Source organism: Marisediminicola antarctica (assembly GCF_009930795.1).
GTDB lineage: Bacteria > Actinomycetota > Actinomycetes > Actinomycetales > Microbacteriaceae > Marisediminicola > Marisediminicola antarctica.
The window spans coordinates 1,533,097-1,551,964 of sequence record NZ_CP017146.1 but is presented as its reverse complement, the minus strand read 5'-3'; the positions used below and the strand labels follow the sequence as shown (position 1 = coordinate 1,551,964).

The following is an 18,868-nucleotide window of genomic DNA, read 5'->3' as shown; positions in this document are numbered from 1 at the left end:
CTAAAAGGGGCAGGGGACGACTGTGGCAGTCACGCGGGCAGATGTGGCGCGTCGTGCTGGCGTTTCGCCGGCAGTGGTGAGCTACGTGCTCAACCCCGGCTCCCGCCCGGTTTCCGCCGCCGCGCGTGCTCGCATCGAGCAGGCGATTCTCGAGACCGGATACCGCCCCAACGCGATCGCGCAGGCGCTGCGCCGGTCTTCGACGATGTCGATCGGGCTCATGGTGCCCGACCTCAACAACCCGGCCACCGCGTCTCTCGTGCGCGCGATCGAAGACATCGCCTACGATGCCGGCTATGTGCTGTTCATCGGCACCGTCGGACACGACCTCGAGCGCGAGAAGCGCTACCTGCGCACCTACGCGGACCGCCAGGTCGACGCCGTCATCATGCTCGGCGTGAACGCGGGCCACCTGGCCGAGATCGCAGCCAAGGGCCTCCCCGTGCTTATTCTCGACACGATCCCGCACGGGCTCGGCGTGTCGTCGGTCGTTGCGGAGAGCTGTGAGAGCGCGGCCACGGCGGTTCGGCACCTCGTCGAGGTGCACGGCCATACCCGCGTCGCGTGCGTCACGAGTTCCGCATCCGTGTCGAACCTGCTCGAGGAGCGCGTGAACGGATGGCGCTCCGCGCTCGAGTCGGCCGGTCTCCCCTGCGACGATGGTCTCATTGCGCGCAACGACGATCGCGACGGCGGCTACTTCGCGGCGAAGGAGCTCCTCGAGTCCAGCCGACCCACCGCCTTCTTCGTCACGACCGACATGCAGGCCGTTGGCGTCATCCGTGCCGTCCGTGAGGCAAACTTGTATGTCCCCGGCGACATCGCCGTCATGTCGTTTGACGGATCCGAGCTCGCCGCGCGGGCGTTCCCAGGCCTCAGCAGCGTCGACCCCGGCATCCAGACCATCGCCGAGACGGCGATGAAGCGCGTGCTCGCCCGCCTCGACAAGTCGAACCTCGACGAGACCCACGACATCCTGCCGTCCTCGCTCGTGCTCCGGCGCAGCTGCGGGTGCAACAACCCAGAGGCGGCAGCAACGACGACTCCCGCGGCGCCCTAGTCGCGCAGGGACACCGGCGGTACGAGGAGCCCGACCTCGGTGCGTACCCACCACGCCCCGCTTTCCTTGCGCTCCGCCCACGTCGTGAACCGGTAGTCGTACACCCGCGCGCGTAGCCACCGCGGCGGTGCATCCGGAAAGGGGTTCACCCGCAGCAGGCGCAGGGTCGCTCTGTCGTGTTCGAGCAGGCGCAGCAGCAACCGCTGGAACCAGCTGGTGTCGGCCGAACCGAGCGCGAGGAACCACATCTGCCAATCCAGTCTCAGGTGGTACGGCGCGAACTGCCGGGGCATCCGCATCGGGTCACCCGGCTTGCCCGTGAACTCGTACTCCCGCCACAGCGCCCCGGCGTCTGGCTCACTGGCGCTGGTGCCCTCGACCACCACCTCCCTCCGCCGCTTGGTGACGGTTCCGAACGCGCCATAGGCATTGACGAGGTGGTGGCGGTTGAAGCTCGCGTTCATGAGTTGGCGGCGAGCGACGAGGTTGCGGGCTGGCCAATAGCTCAGCACGACGAGCAGCGCGGTGACCGTGAGCACGACCACGATGAACCAGATCGGCGCCCCCGCCCCGCTGGAGTCTGCGAGCGTCGGGAAGAACAGCCGCGTCACGATAATCAGCGTGGCGGCAATCGAGGCGACGGGCTGCGGGGCGAAGAGGAAGATCGGCACGCCGAGCTGCACGACGTGGTTGCCGAGCACCTCGAGCCGGTGCACACCCGTGGGAAGCCGGTGCGCGAACCAGCTCACCGGATTCGGCATCGGCTGCGTCTCATGGTGATAGTCGAGCGCGGTCAGGTCACGCCACTCCGCTCCCCCGCGGATCTTGATGAGCCGATGAGCAGGCTCTCCCACCCGAACGAGTAGAACGTCTGCCCCACATTCACGATCGAGAGGTAGGCGGCCCACAGCAGGAGGAACGCGATCATCGGCAGCCAGGGCGGCCCGAGCTGCGGCAGGCCGATGACGAGCGAGGCGGCGATGGCTGCACACGTCCAGCACATTGCGAGCAGCATCCGGTCGGAATAGCGCCAGTGGAACACGCTGGGCGACTGCCGGTAGCGAATGCGAGCGAGCAGCCGCGGCACCGGCAGCAGCCCGCGCTCACCCAGGAGCGCCGGAAACTGGTTGATCGTCGACACGAAGGCGATCAGGTAGCAGGCGCCGATCCCCCGCTGCAGCACCTGCCGCGCCAGTTCGTACTCGTTCGCGCTGAACCAGTCCATCGTGCCGAAATGCTCGGCGCCCGTTACTGCCCGGGTGGCCTGTAGGACGGCGTCTTCTTGGCGGCTTCGTCGAGGTCCTCCGGCGACATCAGCGGCTTCAGACGGAGCTTCACCGCGCCGGTCGAATTGATCATGAGCGAGAGGGCGAGTGCATCGGCCTCGTCCGGGATCTCAAACACTCCGAGTGCATCGGTGTCCCCGAAGGCGTAATAGAAGCACTCGAGCGACCCGCCAGCGGACCTCAGGGCTTCGACGACCGCCTCGCGCCGTTTTGTGCCGCCTTCGCGCATGAGGCCAGTGATGCCCTCGCCAACGTAGTTCGCTTCAAACAGGTACTTTGTCATGGCCAATCCCGTCCCGTGATGTCGGTGATGTGGGCAATACCAGCGAGCGCTGTGCGCTGATAGTAGGACCGACTCGCCGCCCTGACAACGGGTGCACTCGCGTGCGACAGAATCACGCCAGACGGGCTGCCCGCATCGCCGCGTACAGCTCCGCGGCATCCGATGGCCTCGACACGGAGCGCCCAGTCAACTCTGTGAGCTTCGAGAGCCTGTAGAGCACGGTGTTTCGATGGCAGTGAAGCCGCAGCGCAGCCTCGGCAGTCGAGCCCTCGGCCGCGAACCACGCCTCCAGAGTGTCGAGCAGGGGTGTCCTGTCTTTTAGCCCGAGTTCGAGGACAGGGCCGAGAACGTCGGTTCGGAGCTCGGACGCCGCCGACGGGTCGCTGACGATGAGTACGTCGAGTGGCGCTGAACCGAACCGGCGGACACCCACATTTGCCCGCGGCGTGCATCGCAACGACATGCGTGCCTGGTGAACGGCGTCGCGGGCATCCGCGAGAGATACCAGGCTCCGGCTGATGCCGATACGCGAGGCCGCACGTTCGGCTACGACGTTGATCGCGATAGCCACTTCCGATTCGGAGATGCATCCCAGCAGTCCGACGAACTCGCCCTTCCACGTCGCCCAGGCCGAGGCGATCCCCGCGGCGCGAAGTCGTGTGGCGATGCCGGGCATGGGGTCGGCACCCGTGCCACTCAATTCAGCGGCAACGACAAGATAGGTGGCGTGCTCCGGGAGGTTGAGCGCACGCAACAGGCGCGATACCTCGCCATGCACTGTCTCTCCTTCGAGCAGGCTCAGGAGCATCACGCTCTTGGCTTGCTGGTCTTTGCGACCCAGATCGTCGATGACCTCGCGGTAGGACTCGGCTGCCGCATTCGAGTACTCGTCGATGATGCCCCAGACAGAGGAGGACACGCGCAGCAGTGACTCGGAACGCTGCGACACGTGCGACCGCGCAATCATCTCCTCCCATAGCTGCAGGCCAGCAAGGCGGTAGGCGTGCAACAGCCCCGCCATGGGGATGCCGGACTCCGCCTTCACCCGTCCGGCGCGGCGCGGCGCATCGAGCAGCCGGTGCCCGCCCGAGAGCCCTCGAAGCAGGGCGTCCACGTTCTCTGTCACCACCGATTGCAGCACAGGCACCGCCAGGGTGCTCTCCTCATAGGAGTGCTCCCCGGTGAGAATCTGTTCGACGATGCGATCGGCGATGGTGCCGACGGACTCGAGCATCTCGGCGAAAAGCGCAACCGCGTCCGCGTCGATCTCGTGTGCGGCTGTCCCTGGGTCCCGAACCGCATTGTTCGAAGTGCTCATGTAAGGACCATAGCCGGGCACGCGAGGTTCCAGTTGTGCAGCCGCACAACCTCGGTAGTCGAAATACGGGGCAGCTGCCTATCGGACGGGAGGCCTCGCGCCGCAACACTGATTGACACGATCAAAGGAGATCCATGACCATCGACGCGCCCACCCCGCAGACCGCTCCCGCTTCCGAACTGTCTGCCACCGCACGAGCCATGCTCGACGCGACGATCAGCGATCTGAGTGAGGGTTCCGCACAGTGGGCCTCGATGCCGCTCGCTGGACGTGCCGGACTGCTCGCTGCGACCCACGCCGCGATGGCGGCGCAGGCGCAGCGTTGGGCACTGCGCGCTCGCGACATCAAGGGGCTGGATGCGACATCCCAGCTCGTAGGCGAGGAGTGGATCTCCGGACCCTACGCTGCCCTCGCGGGTGTCGGCACGCTCTCGCACACTGTGGCCGGCCTCGCAGCAGGGAAGTCGCCACTGTCGGGTATCAAGATGGGAACCGCGCCAGGTAACCGGGTCACCGTCCCCGTTCTTCCGCACACTGCATATGAGGCGCTGCTGCTCAACGGATTCAGCGCGGAAGTGTGGCTCAAGCCGGGCGTCACGGCGGCAAAGGCGGTGGCCGCCGCGGGCCTCGGGGAGCTTGCTCCGACAGTCTCCGGCGGTGTGGGACTCGTGCTCGGCGCCGGCAACATCACCTCCATCCCGCCCCTTGACGTGCTGTATGAAATCGTGGCCAACAACAGGGCGGTGGTGCTCAAGCTCAACCCGACAATGGCCGGCATGATGAGCGTCTACCTCGCGGCACTTCAGCCGCTGGTCACCGCAAAACTGGTCCGGATTGTGCAGGGTGGAGCTGCCGAGGGAACCTACCTTGCCCATCACCCCGGTATCGACCATGTGCACATGACCGGAAGTACCGCGACGCATGATGCGATCGTGTGGGGCACTGGCGCGGAGGCGGTGAAGCGACGGGCCGCAGGAACGCCGGTGCTCGCCAAGCCGATGACGAGTGAGCTCGGCGGCGTCTCGCCCATCATCCTCGTGCCCAGCAAATGGACACAGCGCGACCTGCGCTACCAGGCGGAGCACGTCGCCACGCAGCGCCTGCACAACGGCGGATACAACTGCATCGCTGGACAGATTGTGGTGCTCAGCAAGGACTGGCCGCAGAAGGAGGCCTTCCTGTCAGAACTGCGTGCCGCGCTGGAGCGCGCACCGCAGCGGCGCGCGTGGTATCCCGGCAGCGACTCCCGCCTTCAGGATGCGCAAGCCTGCTATCCGAAGGCACAGCGACTCGCCAACGGCACGCGACTCCTCGTGGACATCAAAGCCGGCGAGGATACCTCCGTCATCGAGTCGACCGAGTACTTCTCCCCCGTCCTCGGCGTCATCGAGCTGCCGGGCACCGGACAGGCCTACCTCGACACCGCCGTGGCCACCGTCAACCGGGACTTCCTGGGCACTCTGGGCGCGAACATCATCGCCGACCCGGCCGTCATCAAGAAACTGGGCATCGGCTTCCGGAACGCCGTCGCTGCACTCCGGTACGGCACCGTTGCAATCAATGCGTGGACCGGTGTCGGATTCCTCACCGCGACGGCAACGTGGGGGGCATTCCCCGGCCACACCATCGACGACGTGCAGTCAGGCGTCGGAGTCGTGCACAACGCCCTACTCATCGACGATGTGGAACGCACCGTCGTCACGGGTCCCTTCCGCCCGTTCCCTCGCTCCTTCGCCCACGGCGAGTTCGCGCTGTTCCCCAAGCCGCCCTGGTTTGTGACAGCCCGCAGCGCCCGAACCACCGGACGTCTGCTGACCGGCTTCGTCGCCAAACCCTCGTGGGCGAAGATGCCCGCGATCTTCCTGTCCGCGTTCAAGGCGTAGCGCCAACCGTGTTCGCTAGCCCGTACCCCAACGTCAGCATCCCCGAGCTGAGCCTCTACGACTTCCTCTTCGGCTCGATCGACGAAGCCGACCTGGATCGCGCCGCCGTCACCGACGGCACATCCGGGGCGACCACGACCTACCGCGAGCTCATCGCGCAGATCGACGCGATCGCGGGCGCTCTCGCGGCCGATGGTGTGGCAGTGGGCGATGTCGTGGCCCTGCACTCGCCGAACACCCCCGCCTTCGTCGCCGTGTTTCACGGAATCCTGCGGGCCGGTGCAACCGCGACCACCATCAATGCCCTCGCGACCGCCGATGACATCGCCTCCCAACTGTCGGATGCGGGCGCCACCCGCCTCATCACCGTCACGCCGCTACTCGACGCTGCGCTCACCGGCTCCACGCGCGTCGGGCTGGTCGGTGAGAACGTGATCGTGCTGGACGGTGCCGAAGGGCACCGCTCGCTGTCCGACCTGATCGGCGCAGGACTACCCGCTCCCGACGTGATATTCGACCCGAGCGTGCACCTGGCCGTGCTGCCCTTCTCCTCTGGGACGACCGCGAAGCCCAAGGGGGTCATGCTCACCCACCGTAATCTCGTCGCCAACGTCGCACAGGGCGGGCCGCTGATCGGGGTGACCTCCGATGACACCGTGCTGGCAGTACTGCCGTTCTTCCACATCTATGGCATGACGGTGCTGCTCAACCTGGCGCTATCCACCCGAGCAACGTTGGTGACGATGCCCCGGTTCGATCTGGTCGAGTTCTTGCGCATCATCACGGATCACCGCTGCAGCTACATCTTCATCGCACCCCCGATTGCGGTGGCGTTGGCGAAGCATCCGCTGGTCGACCAGTACCAGCTGGACAGCGTGCGGGTCGTCATGTCGGGTGCGGCGTCGCTCGACGAGGCCATCGCTGCCGCCGTGGCGGAGCGCCTCACATGCCGGGTCATTCAGGGTTACGGCATGTCTGAGATGAGCCCGGTGTCGCACGCCCACGATGTGACGAAGACTGACATCCCCCTCGGCAGCGTGGGCTTCACAATTCCGAACGTCGAGTGCCGTCTCATCGATCCCCTCACCGGCGACGAAATCGCGGTGCCGGAGACCGGGGTAAGCCGCCCTGGGGAGCTGCTCTGCCGCGGGCCCAACATCATGGTCGGTTACTTGGGCAACGAGCAGGCCAGCCGGGATGCGTTGACCGACGACGGTTTCCTGCACACCGGCGATGTCGCCACGGTCAGCGCGGAGGGTTACGTGACCATCGTCGACCGACTCAAGGAACTCATCAAGTACAAGGGCCACCAGGTGGCACCGGCCGAGCTCGAAGCTCTGCTGCTGTCGCATCCGCTGGTCGCCGACGCCGCCGTGATCGGTGTGGCGGATGCGGATGGCGAAGAAGTGCCGAAGGCGTATGTCGTGCTGCAACCGCAAGCGGAACTGACCGAAGACGAGGTGATCGCCTTCGTCGCCGAACGCGTCGCCCCCTACAAGAAAGTGAGACAGGTCGAGATGATCGAGACAATTCCGAAGTCGTCTTCAGGCAAGATCCTGCGCAAGGACCTTCGGATCCTGGCGGGCCGGTCGTGAGCGCGCGAGACGCGGGAGCCTTCGACTACGTCGTCGTCGGTGCGGGTTCTGCCGGTGCCGCGCTGGCCAATCGACTGAGCGCCGACCCCTCGACGACAGTGCTGCTGCTCGAGGCGGGATCCTCGGACAAGAATCAGGCGATCCACATCCCCGCGGCGTTCTCGGGTCTTTTCAAGAGCGACTTCGACTGGAAATACGAGACGACACCGCAGCCTGGCCTTGGCGGACGAACCATCTATTGGCCGCGCGGGAAGGTACTCGGCGGGTCGTCGTCGCTCAACGCCATGATGTGGGTGCGTGGCTTCGCTGCCGACTACGATCGCTGGGCGGAGCTGGCAGGGGACGGCTGGTCATTCGAGTCGCTGCTGCCGATCTTCAAGAAGGTCGAGAAGGTGCAGGATGCGACGGATCCCGAGCATGGGGTCGCTGGCCCCATGAGCGTCGAGGCACAGCGCAGTCCTCGGGAGCTGACCGGCACGTTCCTCACGGCTGTGACGGAAGCCGGCTATTCGGTCGTGCCGCCGAACTCTCGGCAGCCCGAAGGATTCAGCCAGACGATGCTCAACCAGACCAAGGGCGCGCGCCACAGCACCGTCAACGGTTATCTGACCCCCGCGCAGGGGCGCAGCAACCTGACCGTGCGTACGGGGGCCCAGGCCACCCGTGTTCTGTTCGACGGCACCCGCGCCGTGGGTGTCGAGTACTCGAGCGGCGGTGAACTTCACCAGTCCGCAGCGCGCGCCGAGGTCATTCTCAGCGGCGGCGCCGTCAACACGCCTCAGTTGCTCATGCTGTCGGGGATCGGTGACGCCGCGCAACTGAAGTCCCTCGGCATTCCGGTCGTTGCCCACTCGCCGGAGGTTGGGGCCAACCTGCGGGATCATCTGGTGTCGTTCCTGACGGTCGGGACCGCTGGCGGAACGCTGTTCACCGCCACGGCACTCGGCGAGGTCGGCAAGTACCTGCTGCGTCGTCGCGGGATGCTCACGTCGAATGTCGCCGAGGCCTACGGCTTTGTTCGGTCGAGCGACGCTGTCGCCTTGCCGGATGTCGAGATCATCTTCGCGCCCGCCGCCTACGTCGACGAAGGTCTTTCCGGCATTCCGGGACACGGCATCAGTGTGGGCCCGATCCTCTTGCAGCCCAAGAGCACGGGCACGGTCACGCTCGCCTCCGCCGATCCACTCGACAAGCCGATCATCGACCCCCGCTATCTGTCGGACGCAGGCGGCGAAGACCGCGCGGTCATGATGGCGGGTCTGGCCATTGCAGAACGCATTCTGGCGACACCCTCGATGCGGGTGGTCGCGGACGGAACCTACCTGCGCCCGATGAACGGCGAGACCCTCGAAGCGGTCGCTCGTGCGGAGCAGTCGCTCAACGGGCTCTCCCACACCCTCTACCACCCCACGAGCACGGCGCGCATGGGATCGGATGCCGCTGCGCCTGTTGATGGCGACCTGCGCGTACGCGGGGTGCAGGGTCTTCGCGTCGCGGACGCCTCGGTAATGCCCGAGATCATCCGCGGGCACACCAACGCCCCCTCGATCGTGATCGGCGAAAAGGCGGCGAAGCTGATCCTCACCAGCGCCCGCAAGGGGGTGAGGGAGTCCGTCACCGTCAGGTGATCGCTGCTGCAGGGCACCCGCGCTCACGCGAGGCGGTCCTTCCAGATGCTGCGGTTCTAGATGCTGCGGTGGTCGCGAACCGCGAGTTCGAGTGCCTCAAGGCCAGGCGCGATTGCGGCATCCACGGCCATCGGGTCGGTGATATTGAGCTGTTGCATCGCCCGGCGGCCTTCCGGTGCGGTGTTGATCTCATGCTCGCCGGCCTCGAGTGCAGCAATCAGGTCGGCGATGACCTCATCGAGCGATCGACGCTCCCACCCGAGGTCGGCACCGGCGTTCTGCGATGTCATCATCGCCGTGTCGGTCGCGCCGGGATACACGGTCGCGACATGCACGCCGGTTCCGATCAATTCGCGGCGGAGCGATTCACCGAACTGCGCGAGGCCCGACTTTGTTGCGGCGTAGACCGAGTAGAACGGCATCCCGACGAGCGCAATCCCGCTGGCAACGTTCACGAGGATGCTGCCGCGTTCCTGCCCGCTCTGGCGAAGGGTCGGAAGCAGGGCCTTGGTCAGCATGATCGGAGCGGTGAGATTCAGGTCGATCATCGCGTGGACATCCGCATCGGTGGTCAGCTCGAGCCGGCCGGCGCGCACATTGCCGGCGTTGTTGACGAGAAGATCAAGCTCGCTCCAGGATGCAACCGCCTGAGAGATTCGCTCCACGGCGCCGGGCTGGGTCAGGTCTTCGACCAGGATCTCGGTCGTTCCCCCTTCGGCGGCAACGAGCCGTGCGGTTTCTTCGAGCGTGGCCGACTGCCGGCCGACCAATAGCAGGTGACCTCCGCGCCGACCGAATTCGAGCGCGAGAGCCTGGCCGATGCCCTGACCGGCTCCCGTGATGATTCCGTGCCGGTTGCTGAGATCCAGATTGTTGAGGTCCATAAGCGATCTTCTTCCTTCGATTGCGGCGGGATGACGGCGGCCAGACTCTCCCGACCACCGGCACGATGCTCCTGAAGACAACAGGCCATCGCGATGGAAATTCCCGGCCGTGCTCTCCGCGTGCGACACGAACGCCCGCAGAACGTCCGTTCGCCACCTCAGCTCTGGTGGCGATCGACCTCCGCCGTGGGGAAGAGTACGTTCGCGAGGTGCATGATCTGCCGGCTCGCCGACTCCGCAGTAGCCGAGCCGGACGACGACGCGAGATCGAGCTCGTAGCCGTCGAATGCGGCGACGAGAATTCCGATCGCATCGTCGATCGGCAGACTCGGTCGAATGACGCCCGCCGACACCGCTGCGTCCACAACCTCGCGGATGATGAGGTGCCATTCCTCGAAGACGTGCGACACGAGGGGTCGAAGCTCCGTTCGGCGCGCCGCCGTCGCGCACAGCTCTGTCCAGATCACACAGGTCATGGGCGAAGAGAATTCCTCGACCATCTTTCCCAGAAGCACGTTGAGCCGCGCTCCGCTGCCCGGTTCTGCGGCGATGGCCTGACGCCAGCCTGCAACCTGATCGAGGGCGGCCTGCTCGAACGCCGCGACGAGCAGTTCGTCGCGTGACGAGAAGTAGTGCTGAAGCATGCCGGTCGTGACGCCGCATTCGGCCGCGACATCCCTAAGGCGGACTCCCTCGAACCCTCGATCTGCGATCGCCGCTGCCGCGGCAGCGATGAGAGTAGCCCGCCGTTCCAGGTGGTGTGACGTGGCCGACGGCTCCTGGCGCTGCAGAGTCATGATCCGAGCCTCCCACGTATTCGGCTCGAGAGGTTGACCCGAGCATTATCACCGTAATATTTTAGTTTCATGTTGGCCATACGTTCCGGCATTCAAGGAGGCTGGAGCAGATGCCGAATCGGTGTGACGTCGTGGTGCTCGGAGCCGGACTCGCGGGGCTGGTCGCCGCGAACGATCTGGTCGCCGGTGGCGCGGACGTGGTGGTACTCGAGGCGCGGTCCCGACCTGGCGGCCGCGTGCTCCAACAGACTCTGGCCGATGGACGCCGGGTTCAACTCGGGGGCGAGGTGGTCGGGCCGCACCACTTGGCGTATCGCCAGCTCGTCGACGAGCTCGGCTTGACGCTGGAGTCCTCGTTCACTCAGATTTTTGGTCATGACACGCACGTCCTTCTGGACGGCCGAGAGATCGTCGATTCATTCGGGTGGCTCGACAAGGCGGACCAGGAGATCTACCTCCGCTGTGACGACGATTTCGGCCGTCTGGCGAGCACGGTCGACCCCGCAGATCCGTGGTCGCACCCTCACGCGCGTGAACTCGACGCCATCTCGGTCGCCGATTGGCTCCGCAGCCGGGGGGCGACCCCGAACGTCGTTCGGGCACGACGACTCGCGATGCTCGCGCTCGCGGCTGAGTCTCCCGAACGCACGTCGCTGCTGGCCGACCTGCGCAAGGAGGCCACGGCGCCGGAGCCGCGGTTCTACGACTACGACACGTGGGAGAGTCTTCGGGTCGCCGAAGGCTCCGGCACCGTCATCCAGCAGCTGGCCCTGCCAGTCTCGTCTCGGATCCGGTACGAATCGCCAGCGACCCACGTGCGTGTCACGTCGGGCGGATGCACCGTCCGAACCTCCGACGGGGAGGTCTTTTCCAGCGACGCTGTGGTGTCGGCCCTGCCCGTCGGCCCGCTGCGGGACATCACCGTCGAGGGAGTGTCCGATGCCCGGCTCGCATCGTTGCACTCGCAAAGGAACGCGCGTGTCAGCAAGGTCGTCTATGTGTACCCCGATTCGTTCTGGGAGCGCAATGATCAGAACGGATCGTCCTACTTCGAGGAGGGCATCATCGGCGGCACGTGGTCTCAGCGCGATGGAATCCTGTCCGCCCTCATCCCGGCTGAGCGGCACGGAATATTCGAGGGGACGCCGAACTCCCTTGTGCAGGCTGAGCTGTTAGGTGAGGTGGAACGAGCGTTCGGCCCGTCAACTGCTGCCGCAGAACAGGTGTTCATCAACCGGTGGGGAGTCGATCCCTGGACTCAGGGCTATATCACCGCGTGGCGCCCGGGCGACGTCATGCGGGTCGGTCCGCTGCACGGCACGCATGAGCCACCGTTCTACGTGTGCGGCTCGGATCAGTGGGTATGCGGCTACATGGAAGGTGCGGTGCGGACCGGCCGCGCCGCCGCGGCCGCGGCGCTCTCGGGGGGCTGGGGCGGAGCCGAAGCGAGGACCAAATGGACCGCCTAGTCGACATCTCACTGACTGCCGCGCAATTCGCTGGCGAATCGGTGCGATCCCAGCCTCCCGCGCGTGCGCGGACCATCGTGGTCGGCGCCGGCATCATCGGAAGCGCCGCAGCTCACTTTCTGGCCGAGCAGGGGGATCACGATGTGCTCCTCCTGGAGCGCGGCGTGGTCGGCAACGGCAGCACCTGGCACGCGGCGGGCCTCACGACAAGCTTGCGGAGCACGCCCCCACTGACGGAGTTGGCGCGCTTCGGACTCGAGACCTACCGAACACTTCAGGAGCGAACGGGAGTCGACGTGTCGTTCGTCAGCAACGGCTCCGTGATGCTGGCGCGCACTCCCGGACGCGAGGACGAGCTCCGCTACTTCGCCGACGGCGCGAGACTGGCGGGCGTGCCGGCCGAGATGCTTCGCCCGAACCAGGTGCGCGATCTCTGGCCGCTCGCGTCCAGTGATCAACTCCTCGGAGCCCTGCACCTGCCGGAAGACGGGCACATCAACCCGGGATATGCCGCGCTCGCGCTCGCGCAGCTCGCGTTCCAGGCCGGTGTCACTATCCGCGAGAACATCGCGGTGGCAGAAGTCCTCACTGAGCACGGCCGCGTGATCGGGGTCGCCACTGACCGGGGCAACATCGAGTGCGACCGCGTGCTGCTCGCCTGCGGACTATGGACTCGCGACCTCGCAGCCACATGCGGGGTGAGCGCTCCGCTGTACGCGGCCGAGCACATGCACGTGCGCACAGCACACGTCGTCGGGGCCGACTCCCTCCCCATCCTGCGAGACATGGATGGCTATTTCTACGTTCGTCCGGAAGCAGGCCGTCTTCTTGTCGGCGCATTCGAGCCGGATGGGATCCCGAGGCGGGTGGACGAGATCGGGAACGCCGGCTTCGCCCAGTTCGGTGCTGATTGGGAACACTTCTCGAGCATCCGCGCACGCGCCGAAGAGCGCATCCCGCTGCTGCGGGATGTCGAATGGGATCGATTCCTCAACGCCCCAGAGTCGTTCACGCCAGATGGCAACTTCCTGATCGGCGAAGCGGCAGAGGTAGCCGGGGTCTACGTTGCGGCCGGCTTCAACTCGCAGGGCATCCTCTTCGGACCGGGCGCCGGTCGTGCAGTCGCGGACTGGATGATCTCGGGGGCAGCGGGCTTCGATGCGTCGGCCGTCGACGTGCGACGGTTCGCACACATGCAAAGCAACCGACGCTACCTGCATGCGCGCACCCGTGAATCGCTCGGGCGGCTGTACGCAATGCACTGGCCGCAGCTCCAGCCTGGCACCGCCCGGAACGTCCGCCGCTCACCGCTGCATTCGCGGCTGGATGATGCGTCCGCCGTATTCGGCGAAACCACGGGATGGGAGCGTGCGAACTGGTTCGCCCCCGAGGGTGCACCCCGGCGCTATGAGTACAGCTTCGGTAGGCAGAACTGGTTTGACGCGGTCGGCGAGGAGCATCGCGCCGCGCGGGAACGGGTTGCGCTCTTCGACCTGAGCTCCTTCGCCAAGGTTGAGGTGGCCGGCCCCGATGCCTTAGCGGTCCTGCAACGACTCTGCACTGCCGACATCCGCCTGCCCGTCGGGCGAGTTCGCTACGCCCTTATGCTCAACTCCCGCGGGGGAATCGAATTGGACGGCACAGTCGTGCGGCTCGATTCTGACCGGTATTGGGTGATCGCCCCGGCGGCTTCGCAATACAAGGCGCTCAACATGATCCAGCGTCTGGCGCGTGGGACGGCCGCGGCGGTGTTCGACGCGACATCAGGATTCGCGACTCTCGCCGTGATGGGCCCCAATAGTCGAGACTTGATGGCGCGGATTTCGCCCGACAACTGGAGCAATGAGGCGCACCGCTACGGGTGGGGGCGTGCTGTGGAGGTGGCGGATGCCCGTGCATACGCACTTCGTTTGAGCTTCGTCGGAGAACTCGGCTACGAGCTTTATGTTCCGGCCGACCAGGCGGTCAACGTCTACGACGCCCTTGTCGCCGAAGGGCATGACCTGGGGCTGAAACTGGCCGGCTACCACGCACTCGACTCGTTGCGCAGCGAGAAAGGCTACCGGCATCTTGGCCATGACATCGGCCCCATCGACGACCCTGTTGAAGCCGGCCTCGAATTCACTGTGTCGATGGCCAAACCGGACGACTTCGTCGGACGCGCCGTCCTCGAAAGCCGCGCACATCAGCCTCGTGAGGCCCGCACCGTCTTCGTGGCGCTGCGGGACCCCGAACCAGTCTTCGTTCACGACGAGCCGGTGCTCTGTGACGGCCGAATTGTAGGAAAGCTGACGAGCGGAAGCTACGGCTACACGCTGGGGCGCGCGTGTGGGATCGCGCGGATCAGAGGTGATGTGCCGGATGATGCTCGGTTCACCGTATTGTGCGGCTCGGTCGAAGTTGAGGCGGACGTGTCTGGGGCACCGTTCTACGACCCGGCGGGAATCAGATTGAAGAGCTGACTCGTGTCCCACCAGGTGAGCTGGCCAATTCTCGCTGACGCAAGAACCACCGGTAGTCGGTGCTCAGCGAAACGCCGGGATTCCAGTGATGTGGTTGCCGATGACGAGCGTATGGACCTCGTCTGTTCCTTCGTACGTGCGGACACTCTCAAGATTGTTCGCGTGGCGCAGCGGCGAGTAGTCGAGGGTAACTCCGTTGCCGCCGAGGATCGTGCGGGCCTCACGGGCGATCGTGATCGCCTCCCGCGTGTTGGAGAGCTTTCCAAGGGAGATCTGGTGTGGCGCCAGCCTACCTGCGTCCTTCAAGCGACCGAGGTGCAGGGCGAGTAGGGTGCCCTTGTTTAGCTCAACCGCCATATCGACCAACTTCTGCTGGGTGAGTTGAAAGCCCGCGAGAGGTCGATCGAACGGCATCCTCGTCTGAGAGTATTCGAGCGCGGCCTGATAGCTATCGCGCGCGGCACCCATGACACCCCAGATGATGCCGTAGCGGGCCTCGTTCAGGCACTCGAACGGACCCCGGAGTCCCTTCACGTTCGGCAGGAGCGCCCTGCCAGACACGCGTACATCGGTAAGCATCAGTTCCGTCTGGATAGACGCCCGCATCGACAGCTTCTGCCCGATGACCTTAGCTTCGAACCCGGGCGTGTCTGTGGGCACGATGAACCCTCGGACACCATCGCTGGTCTGTGCCCAAATTATCGCAACGTGGGCGATCGAACCGAGGCCGATCCAGCGCTTGTGGCCCGTGATCACCCAATCGTCGCCATCTCTCCGTGCGAACGTTTTCATGCTCGCCGGATCGGAGCCGGAGTCGGGCTCGGTCAGTCCGAAGCAGCCGATTGTGGTCCCATCGGCCATGCCTGGCAGCCATTCATTCTTCTGTTCCTCCGATCCGTGCTTATGGATCGCACTCATCGCCAGCGACCCCTGCACGCTCACGAAAGTACGGAGGCCGCTATCTCCTGCCTCCAATTCCAGAGCGGCGAGGCCGTAGTCGACAGCGCTCCTGCCCGGGCAGCCGTACCCGTTCAGGTGCATACCAAGCAGGCCAAGCTTCGCCATCTCGGGGATGATCTGAGTGGGGAACATGGCCTTGTCATACCAGTCAGCGATATTGGGCCTGATCGCGGTGGTGACGAACGACCGCACCCGGTCGCGAAGCGCGATCTCCTCGCTGGTCAGGAGGAAATCGACGTCGATGAGGTCAACGGCATCGGTCATGAGATGTCCTTCAAAATTGGTGAGCGGGAGGGATGAGTGCGCCGTCTATTCGACGAGGAATCTGCCACGGGTTGTCAGCCGAGAGGAATACCGGGAGGGTTTCCGGGGCCGCATTCTGCAGCGAGACGGGGCGAACAAACCGGGCAAGCGCGCCGGCGCCGACGCTAGTGGCGTCGAGTCGGCTAGTCGCGGGCCAGGGGCCGCCATGCTGTTGGGACCACGTGTTGATTACACCGGTCGGCCACGCGTTCAGCGCTACACGGCCGACGTTCGGCAGCAGCCGTTCGACGACAGCGCGGGTTTCGGGGTCTGTCGGTCCGCCGGTGAAGACGGAGGCCGCCAGGGAGCCTTGCAGACGGACGAGCGTAGAAAGAGCCGCAGCAGCGTCGATGTATTCGCAGACCAGGGCGACGGGGCCGAAGCATTCCTCGAGGAGCCGCGACCCGGGCCTGAGATCGGCCAAGGCGACGCGAAAGACCTGCGCGGCGACGAAGTAGCCGTCACCAACTGGAATGGTGGAACGAGACGTCGACTCGGCAGCAACCGCGAGCTCGGCTATACCTGTCGCAAAGCTCGCAGCGATTCCTGCTGTCAGCAGGGGTGCGGGCGGAACTTCGGCGACGCGGGCTGCCACCGCGTCGAACATGCCCGCGCCGGCGGGTGCGAAGATCAGGCCGGGCTTGGTGCAGAACTGGCCCGCCCCGAGGGTGAATGATGCGACGAAGCCGGCAGCAATGGCCGCGGTATCGGCGGCCGCGGCGGCCGCCGTGACGAACGCGGGGTTCACGGTGCCCATCTCGGCGAAGACGGGCACTCCCCTGGGTGCGGCCCGCGCGAGCAGCGCCATGCCGCCGCGCTGGCTCCCGGTGAATGCGACCGTGGCGATGGCTGGGGAATCGACCAGGTGCAGGCCTGCATCGAATCCGGTGACAAGATCGTATGTTCCCTCGGGAGCGCCCGCCGCGAGTAGCGCAGACCGAGCGATTACGGATAATCTCGCGCTGAGCCGAGGGTGCGCGGGATGGGCCTTCGCGATTACCGGGCATCCCGCAGCGAGCGCGGAAGCGACATCGTGGCCGAAGACGCCGAATCCGAAGGGGAAGTTGCTCGCCCCGAACACGGCGATAGGGCCGACGGGGATGTTCCAGCGAGACAAAGCGATGCTCTCGTTGATGAGGTCGGTACTGGCGCCGAGGTAGCTGCCCTCGACTGCGACGCTGGCATAGAACAGGATGCTTCGGGCAGAGCCCGCGATCTCGCTTCGAAGCCGAGGCAATCCGAGCCCGGTCTCCTCGTTGCCGAGCTGAGCGAGCTCCTCCTCATGCGCCAGCAGAGCGTCCGACGTGGCAGTCAACCAAATTTTCCGAACCTTCGGCGCTGTCGCTGCCAGCTCATAAGCCGCGGTGGTGGCACGGTTCAATATCGCCTCAACCATGGCCGATGTAGTGTGCGCGACGCCTCCCTGCCGTTCGCCGGTGCGGGGATCGTAGCTGACATCGATAGGGCTCACGGTTGCGCTCACGCGGGCACGGTCTCCGGAGAAGCAGCGAGTTGGCCAGCGTTCACGTGCTGAATCGCATCGCGAAGAACGGTAAGGCCGTCGTTCAAAAGCGATTCGTCGATCACCAGCGGCGGGAGCAGGCGAATCACATTTGAGTAGGTTCCGCAGACCAGCACCAAGAGTCCCTGAGCGTGACAACGCGCAGCAATCTCCTTGGCGATGTCGGCCCGGGGCGCCAGTGTCCCCCGATCGGCGAACTCCACCGCCAGCATCGCGCCCCGACCTCGAACATCTGCCACAACACTCGTTCCCGAGAGAAGCGGTTCGAGAATCATGCGAGCGGCAACTTCGATCTTGCGTGCATTCTCGATCAGCTTGCCATCCGCAAACGCCTCGAAAACCCCGAGGGCCGCAGCACACGCAAGCGGGTTTCCGGCGTAGGTACCGCCGAGACCACCGGCATGCACCGCGTTCATCAGTTCCACGCGACCTGTAACCGCACTCAAGGGCAGACCACCCGCGAGTGCTTTCGCGGTAACAGTAAGGTCACCGACAACGTGCTCACTGTTACTCGCGAATAGCGTACCGGTGCGTCCCATGCCGGCTTGGACTTCATCAAGTACGAATACGATGCCGTGTCTCGTTGCGATGTCGCGGAGCCCCGGGAGGAAGCCGGGCGCTGGAACGATGAAGCCTCCTTCTCCTTGGATCGGCTCGATCACCATGGCTGCGAAGGTCTCTGGCCCCTCAGTAGCCAGAATAAGTTCGACCGCAGCCAGTGCCTCAGCGGTGGCGTTCTGTGCCCCGGTCGGCCAACGAAGGGGGGCTGCGAAAGGCGCCCGATGCACCTCTGCTGGGAACGGTCCGAAGTTGAGCTTGTAGGGGTTCTCCTTCGCGGTCATTGCCATCGTCAGCAGCGAGCGGCCATGATAGGCGTCGTCGAAGACCAGAACCTTTTCGCGCCCGGTAGCCGACCGCGCGATTTTGATGGCGTTCTCGATGGCTTCTGCACCCGTGGAGAACAGCGCAGTGCGCTTCTCAAAACTACCTGGGGTGTGCTCATTGAGCCACCGGCAGACAGCGGTGAAGGAGTCGTATTCGGTGACCATGAAGCAGGTGTGGGTGAATCTGGACAACTGGTCAGCCACGTGCTCCTGCACTAGAGGGTTACTCGCACCCACGCTCGTCACCGCGATCCCCGAGGCGAAATCAACGATGCGGTTACCGTCGACATCCTGAAGGATCGCGCCCTCGGCCCGGTCGATGAACACCGGCAGGGCGGTGCCGAATCCGCTCGTGACGTGCTTCAGCCGTTCGGCATGTAGGGCAACAGACCGAGGGCCCGGAATTGCCGTTGCGAGTAGGCGAGATTGAGGGACGGATGCCAGTGTCATGGGCTCAAGTTAGCAACCAGCCCACTCTGAGGCATCAGATGTTTTACCCACGCTCAGCCTTCCCTTTGGTTAGAATAGCCAATG

13 protein-coding genes and 1 pseudogene are annotated in these 18,868 nt (G+C 65.3%); 6 read left to right on the top strand and 8 right to left on the bottom strand.

Annotated elements, in window-relative coordinates; translation table 11 throughout:
* The first annotated feature begins 76 nt into the window (after positions 1-76).
* Entirely contained in the window at positions 77-1,060 is a 984-nt protein-coding gene (locus BHD05_RS07265; RefSeq protein WP_161885838.1) for a LacI family DNA-binding transcriptional regulator, read from the top strand.
* Here BHD05_RS07265 and BHD05_RS07260 read toward each other — a convergent pair.
* The 3 genes and pseudogenes from BHD05_RS07260 to BHD05_RS07250 form a co-directional block, all read right to left on the bottom strand.
* Positions 1,057-2,285 (bottom strand): annotated as a pseudogene (locus BHD05_RS07260) (lipase maturation factor family protein). The gene BHD05_RS07265 and the pseudogene BHD05_RS07260 overlap by 4 nt on opposite strands.
* 23 nt (positions 2,286-2,308) lie before the next feature.
* A complete protein-coding gene (locus BHD05_RS07255) occupies positions 2,309-2,629 on the bottom strand; it encodes a GYD domain-containing protein (RefSeq protein WP_161885837.1) in 321 nt (106 codons plus the stop codon).
* Between the two features lie 112 nt (positions 2,630-2,741).
* Positions 2,742-3,947, bottom strand: coding sequence for a PucR family transcriptional regulator (locus BHD05_RS07250; RefSeq protein WP_161885836.1), 1,206 nt, complete (start codon positions 3,945-3,947; stop codon positions 2,742-2,744).
* A 134-nt stretch (positions 3,948-4,081) separates the two neighbouring features.
* Between BHD05_RS07250 and BHD05_RS07245 the strand changes: the two genes are divergently transcribed.
* From BHD05_RS07245 to BHD05_RS07235, 3 genes are read left to right on the top strand one after another with little or no spacing between them, the layout of a single operon-like run.
* Positions 4,082-5,830 (top strand): aldehyde dehydrogenase family protein, encoded by a 1,749-nt coding sequence (locus BHD05_RS07245; protein WP_161885835.1) that lies wholly within the window; start codon positions 4,082-4,084, stop codon positions 5,828-5,830.
* Between the two features lie 8 nt (positions 5,831-5,838).
* Complete coding sequence (locus tag BHD05_RS07240; protein WP_202614316.1) at positions 5,839-7,425, top strand: AMP-binding protein; 1,587 nt, start codon at positions 5,839-5,841, stop codon at positions 7,423-7,425.
* Complete coding sequence (locus BHD05_RS07235; RefSeq protein WP_161885833.1) at positions 7,422-9,053, top strand: GMC family oxidoreductase; 1,632 nt, start codon at positions 7,422-7,424, stop codon at positions 9,051-9,053. Before BHD05_RS07240 ends, BHD05_RS07235 begins: the two co-directional genes overlap by 4 nt.
* 56 nt (positions 9,054-9,109) lie before the next feature.
* On the opposite strand, the gene BHD05_RS07230 is transcribed toward BHD05_RS07235, so the two are convergent.
* The gene (locus tag BHD05_RS07230) at positions 9,110-9,937 is read right to left on the bottom strand and encodes an SDR family NAD(P)-dependent oxidoreductase (RefSeq protein ID WP_202614315.1); all 828 of its coding nucleotides are present in this window, start codon (positions 9,935-9,937) and stop codon (positions 9,110-9,112) included.
* 158 nt (positions 9,938-10,095) lie between these two features.
* On the bottom strand, positions 10,096-10,734 hold the full coding sequence (locus tag BHD05_RS07225; protein ID WP_161885832.1) for a TetR/AcrR family transcriptional regulator: 639 nt from the start codon (positions 10,732-10,734) through the stop codon (positions 10,096-10,098).
* Between the two features lie 110 nt (positions 10,735-10,844).
* Between BHD05_RS07225 and BHD05_RS07220 the strand changes: the two genes are divergently transcribed.
* On the top strand, positions 10,845-12,203 hold the full coding sequence (locus tag BHD05_RS07220; RefSeq protein ID WP_161885831.1) for a flavin monoamine oxidase family protein: 1,359 nt from the start codon (positions 10,845-10,847) through the stop codon (positions 12,201-12,203).
* The gene (locus BHD05_RS07215) at positions 12,191-14,665 is read left to right on the top strand and encodes a GcvT family protein (protein WP_161885830.1); all 2,475 of its coding nucleotides are present in this window, start codon (positions 12,191-12,193) and stop codon (positions 14,663-14,665) included. The genes BHD05_RS07220 and BHD05_RS07215 overlap by 13 nt, the downstream gene beginning before the upstream one ends.
* A gap of 63 nt (positions 14,666-14,728) precedes the next feature.
* On the opposite strand, the gene BHD05_RS07210 is transcribed toward BHD05_RS07215, so the two are convergent.
* The 3 genes from BHD05_RS07210 to BHD05_RS07200 all read right to left on the bottom strand — a co-directional run bounded on the left by BHD05_RS07210 (position 14,729) and on the right by BHD05_RS07200 (position 18,784).
* Positions 14,729-15,889, bottom strand: coding sequence for an acyl-CoA dehydrogenase family protein (locus BHD05_RS07210; RefSeq protein WP_161885829.1), 1,161 nt, complete (start codon positions 15,887-15,889; stop codon positions 14,729-14,731).
* A gap of 10 nt (positions 15,890-15,899) precedes the next feature.
* Positions 15,900-17,324 (bottom strand): aldehyde dehydrogenase family protein, encoded by a 1,425-nt coding sequence (locus BHD05_RS07205; RefSeq protein ID WP_236966700.1) that lies wholly within the window; start codon positions 17,322-17,324, stop codon positions 15,900-15,902.
* An 83-nt stretch (positions 17,325-17,407) separates the two neighbouring features.
* A complete protein-coding gene (locus BHD05_RS07200) occupies positions 17,408-18,784 on the bottom strand; it encodes an aminotransferase class III-fold pyridoxal phosphate-dependent enzyme (protein WP_161885828.1) in 1,377 nt (458 codons plus the stop codon).
* Between the last annotated feature and the right edge of the window lie 84 nt (positions 18,785-18,868).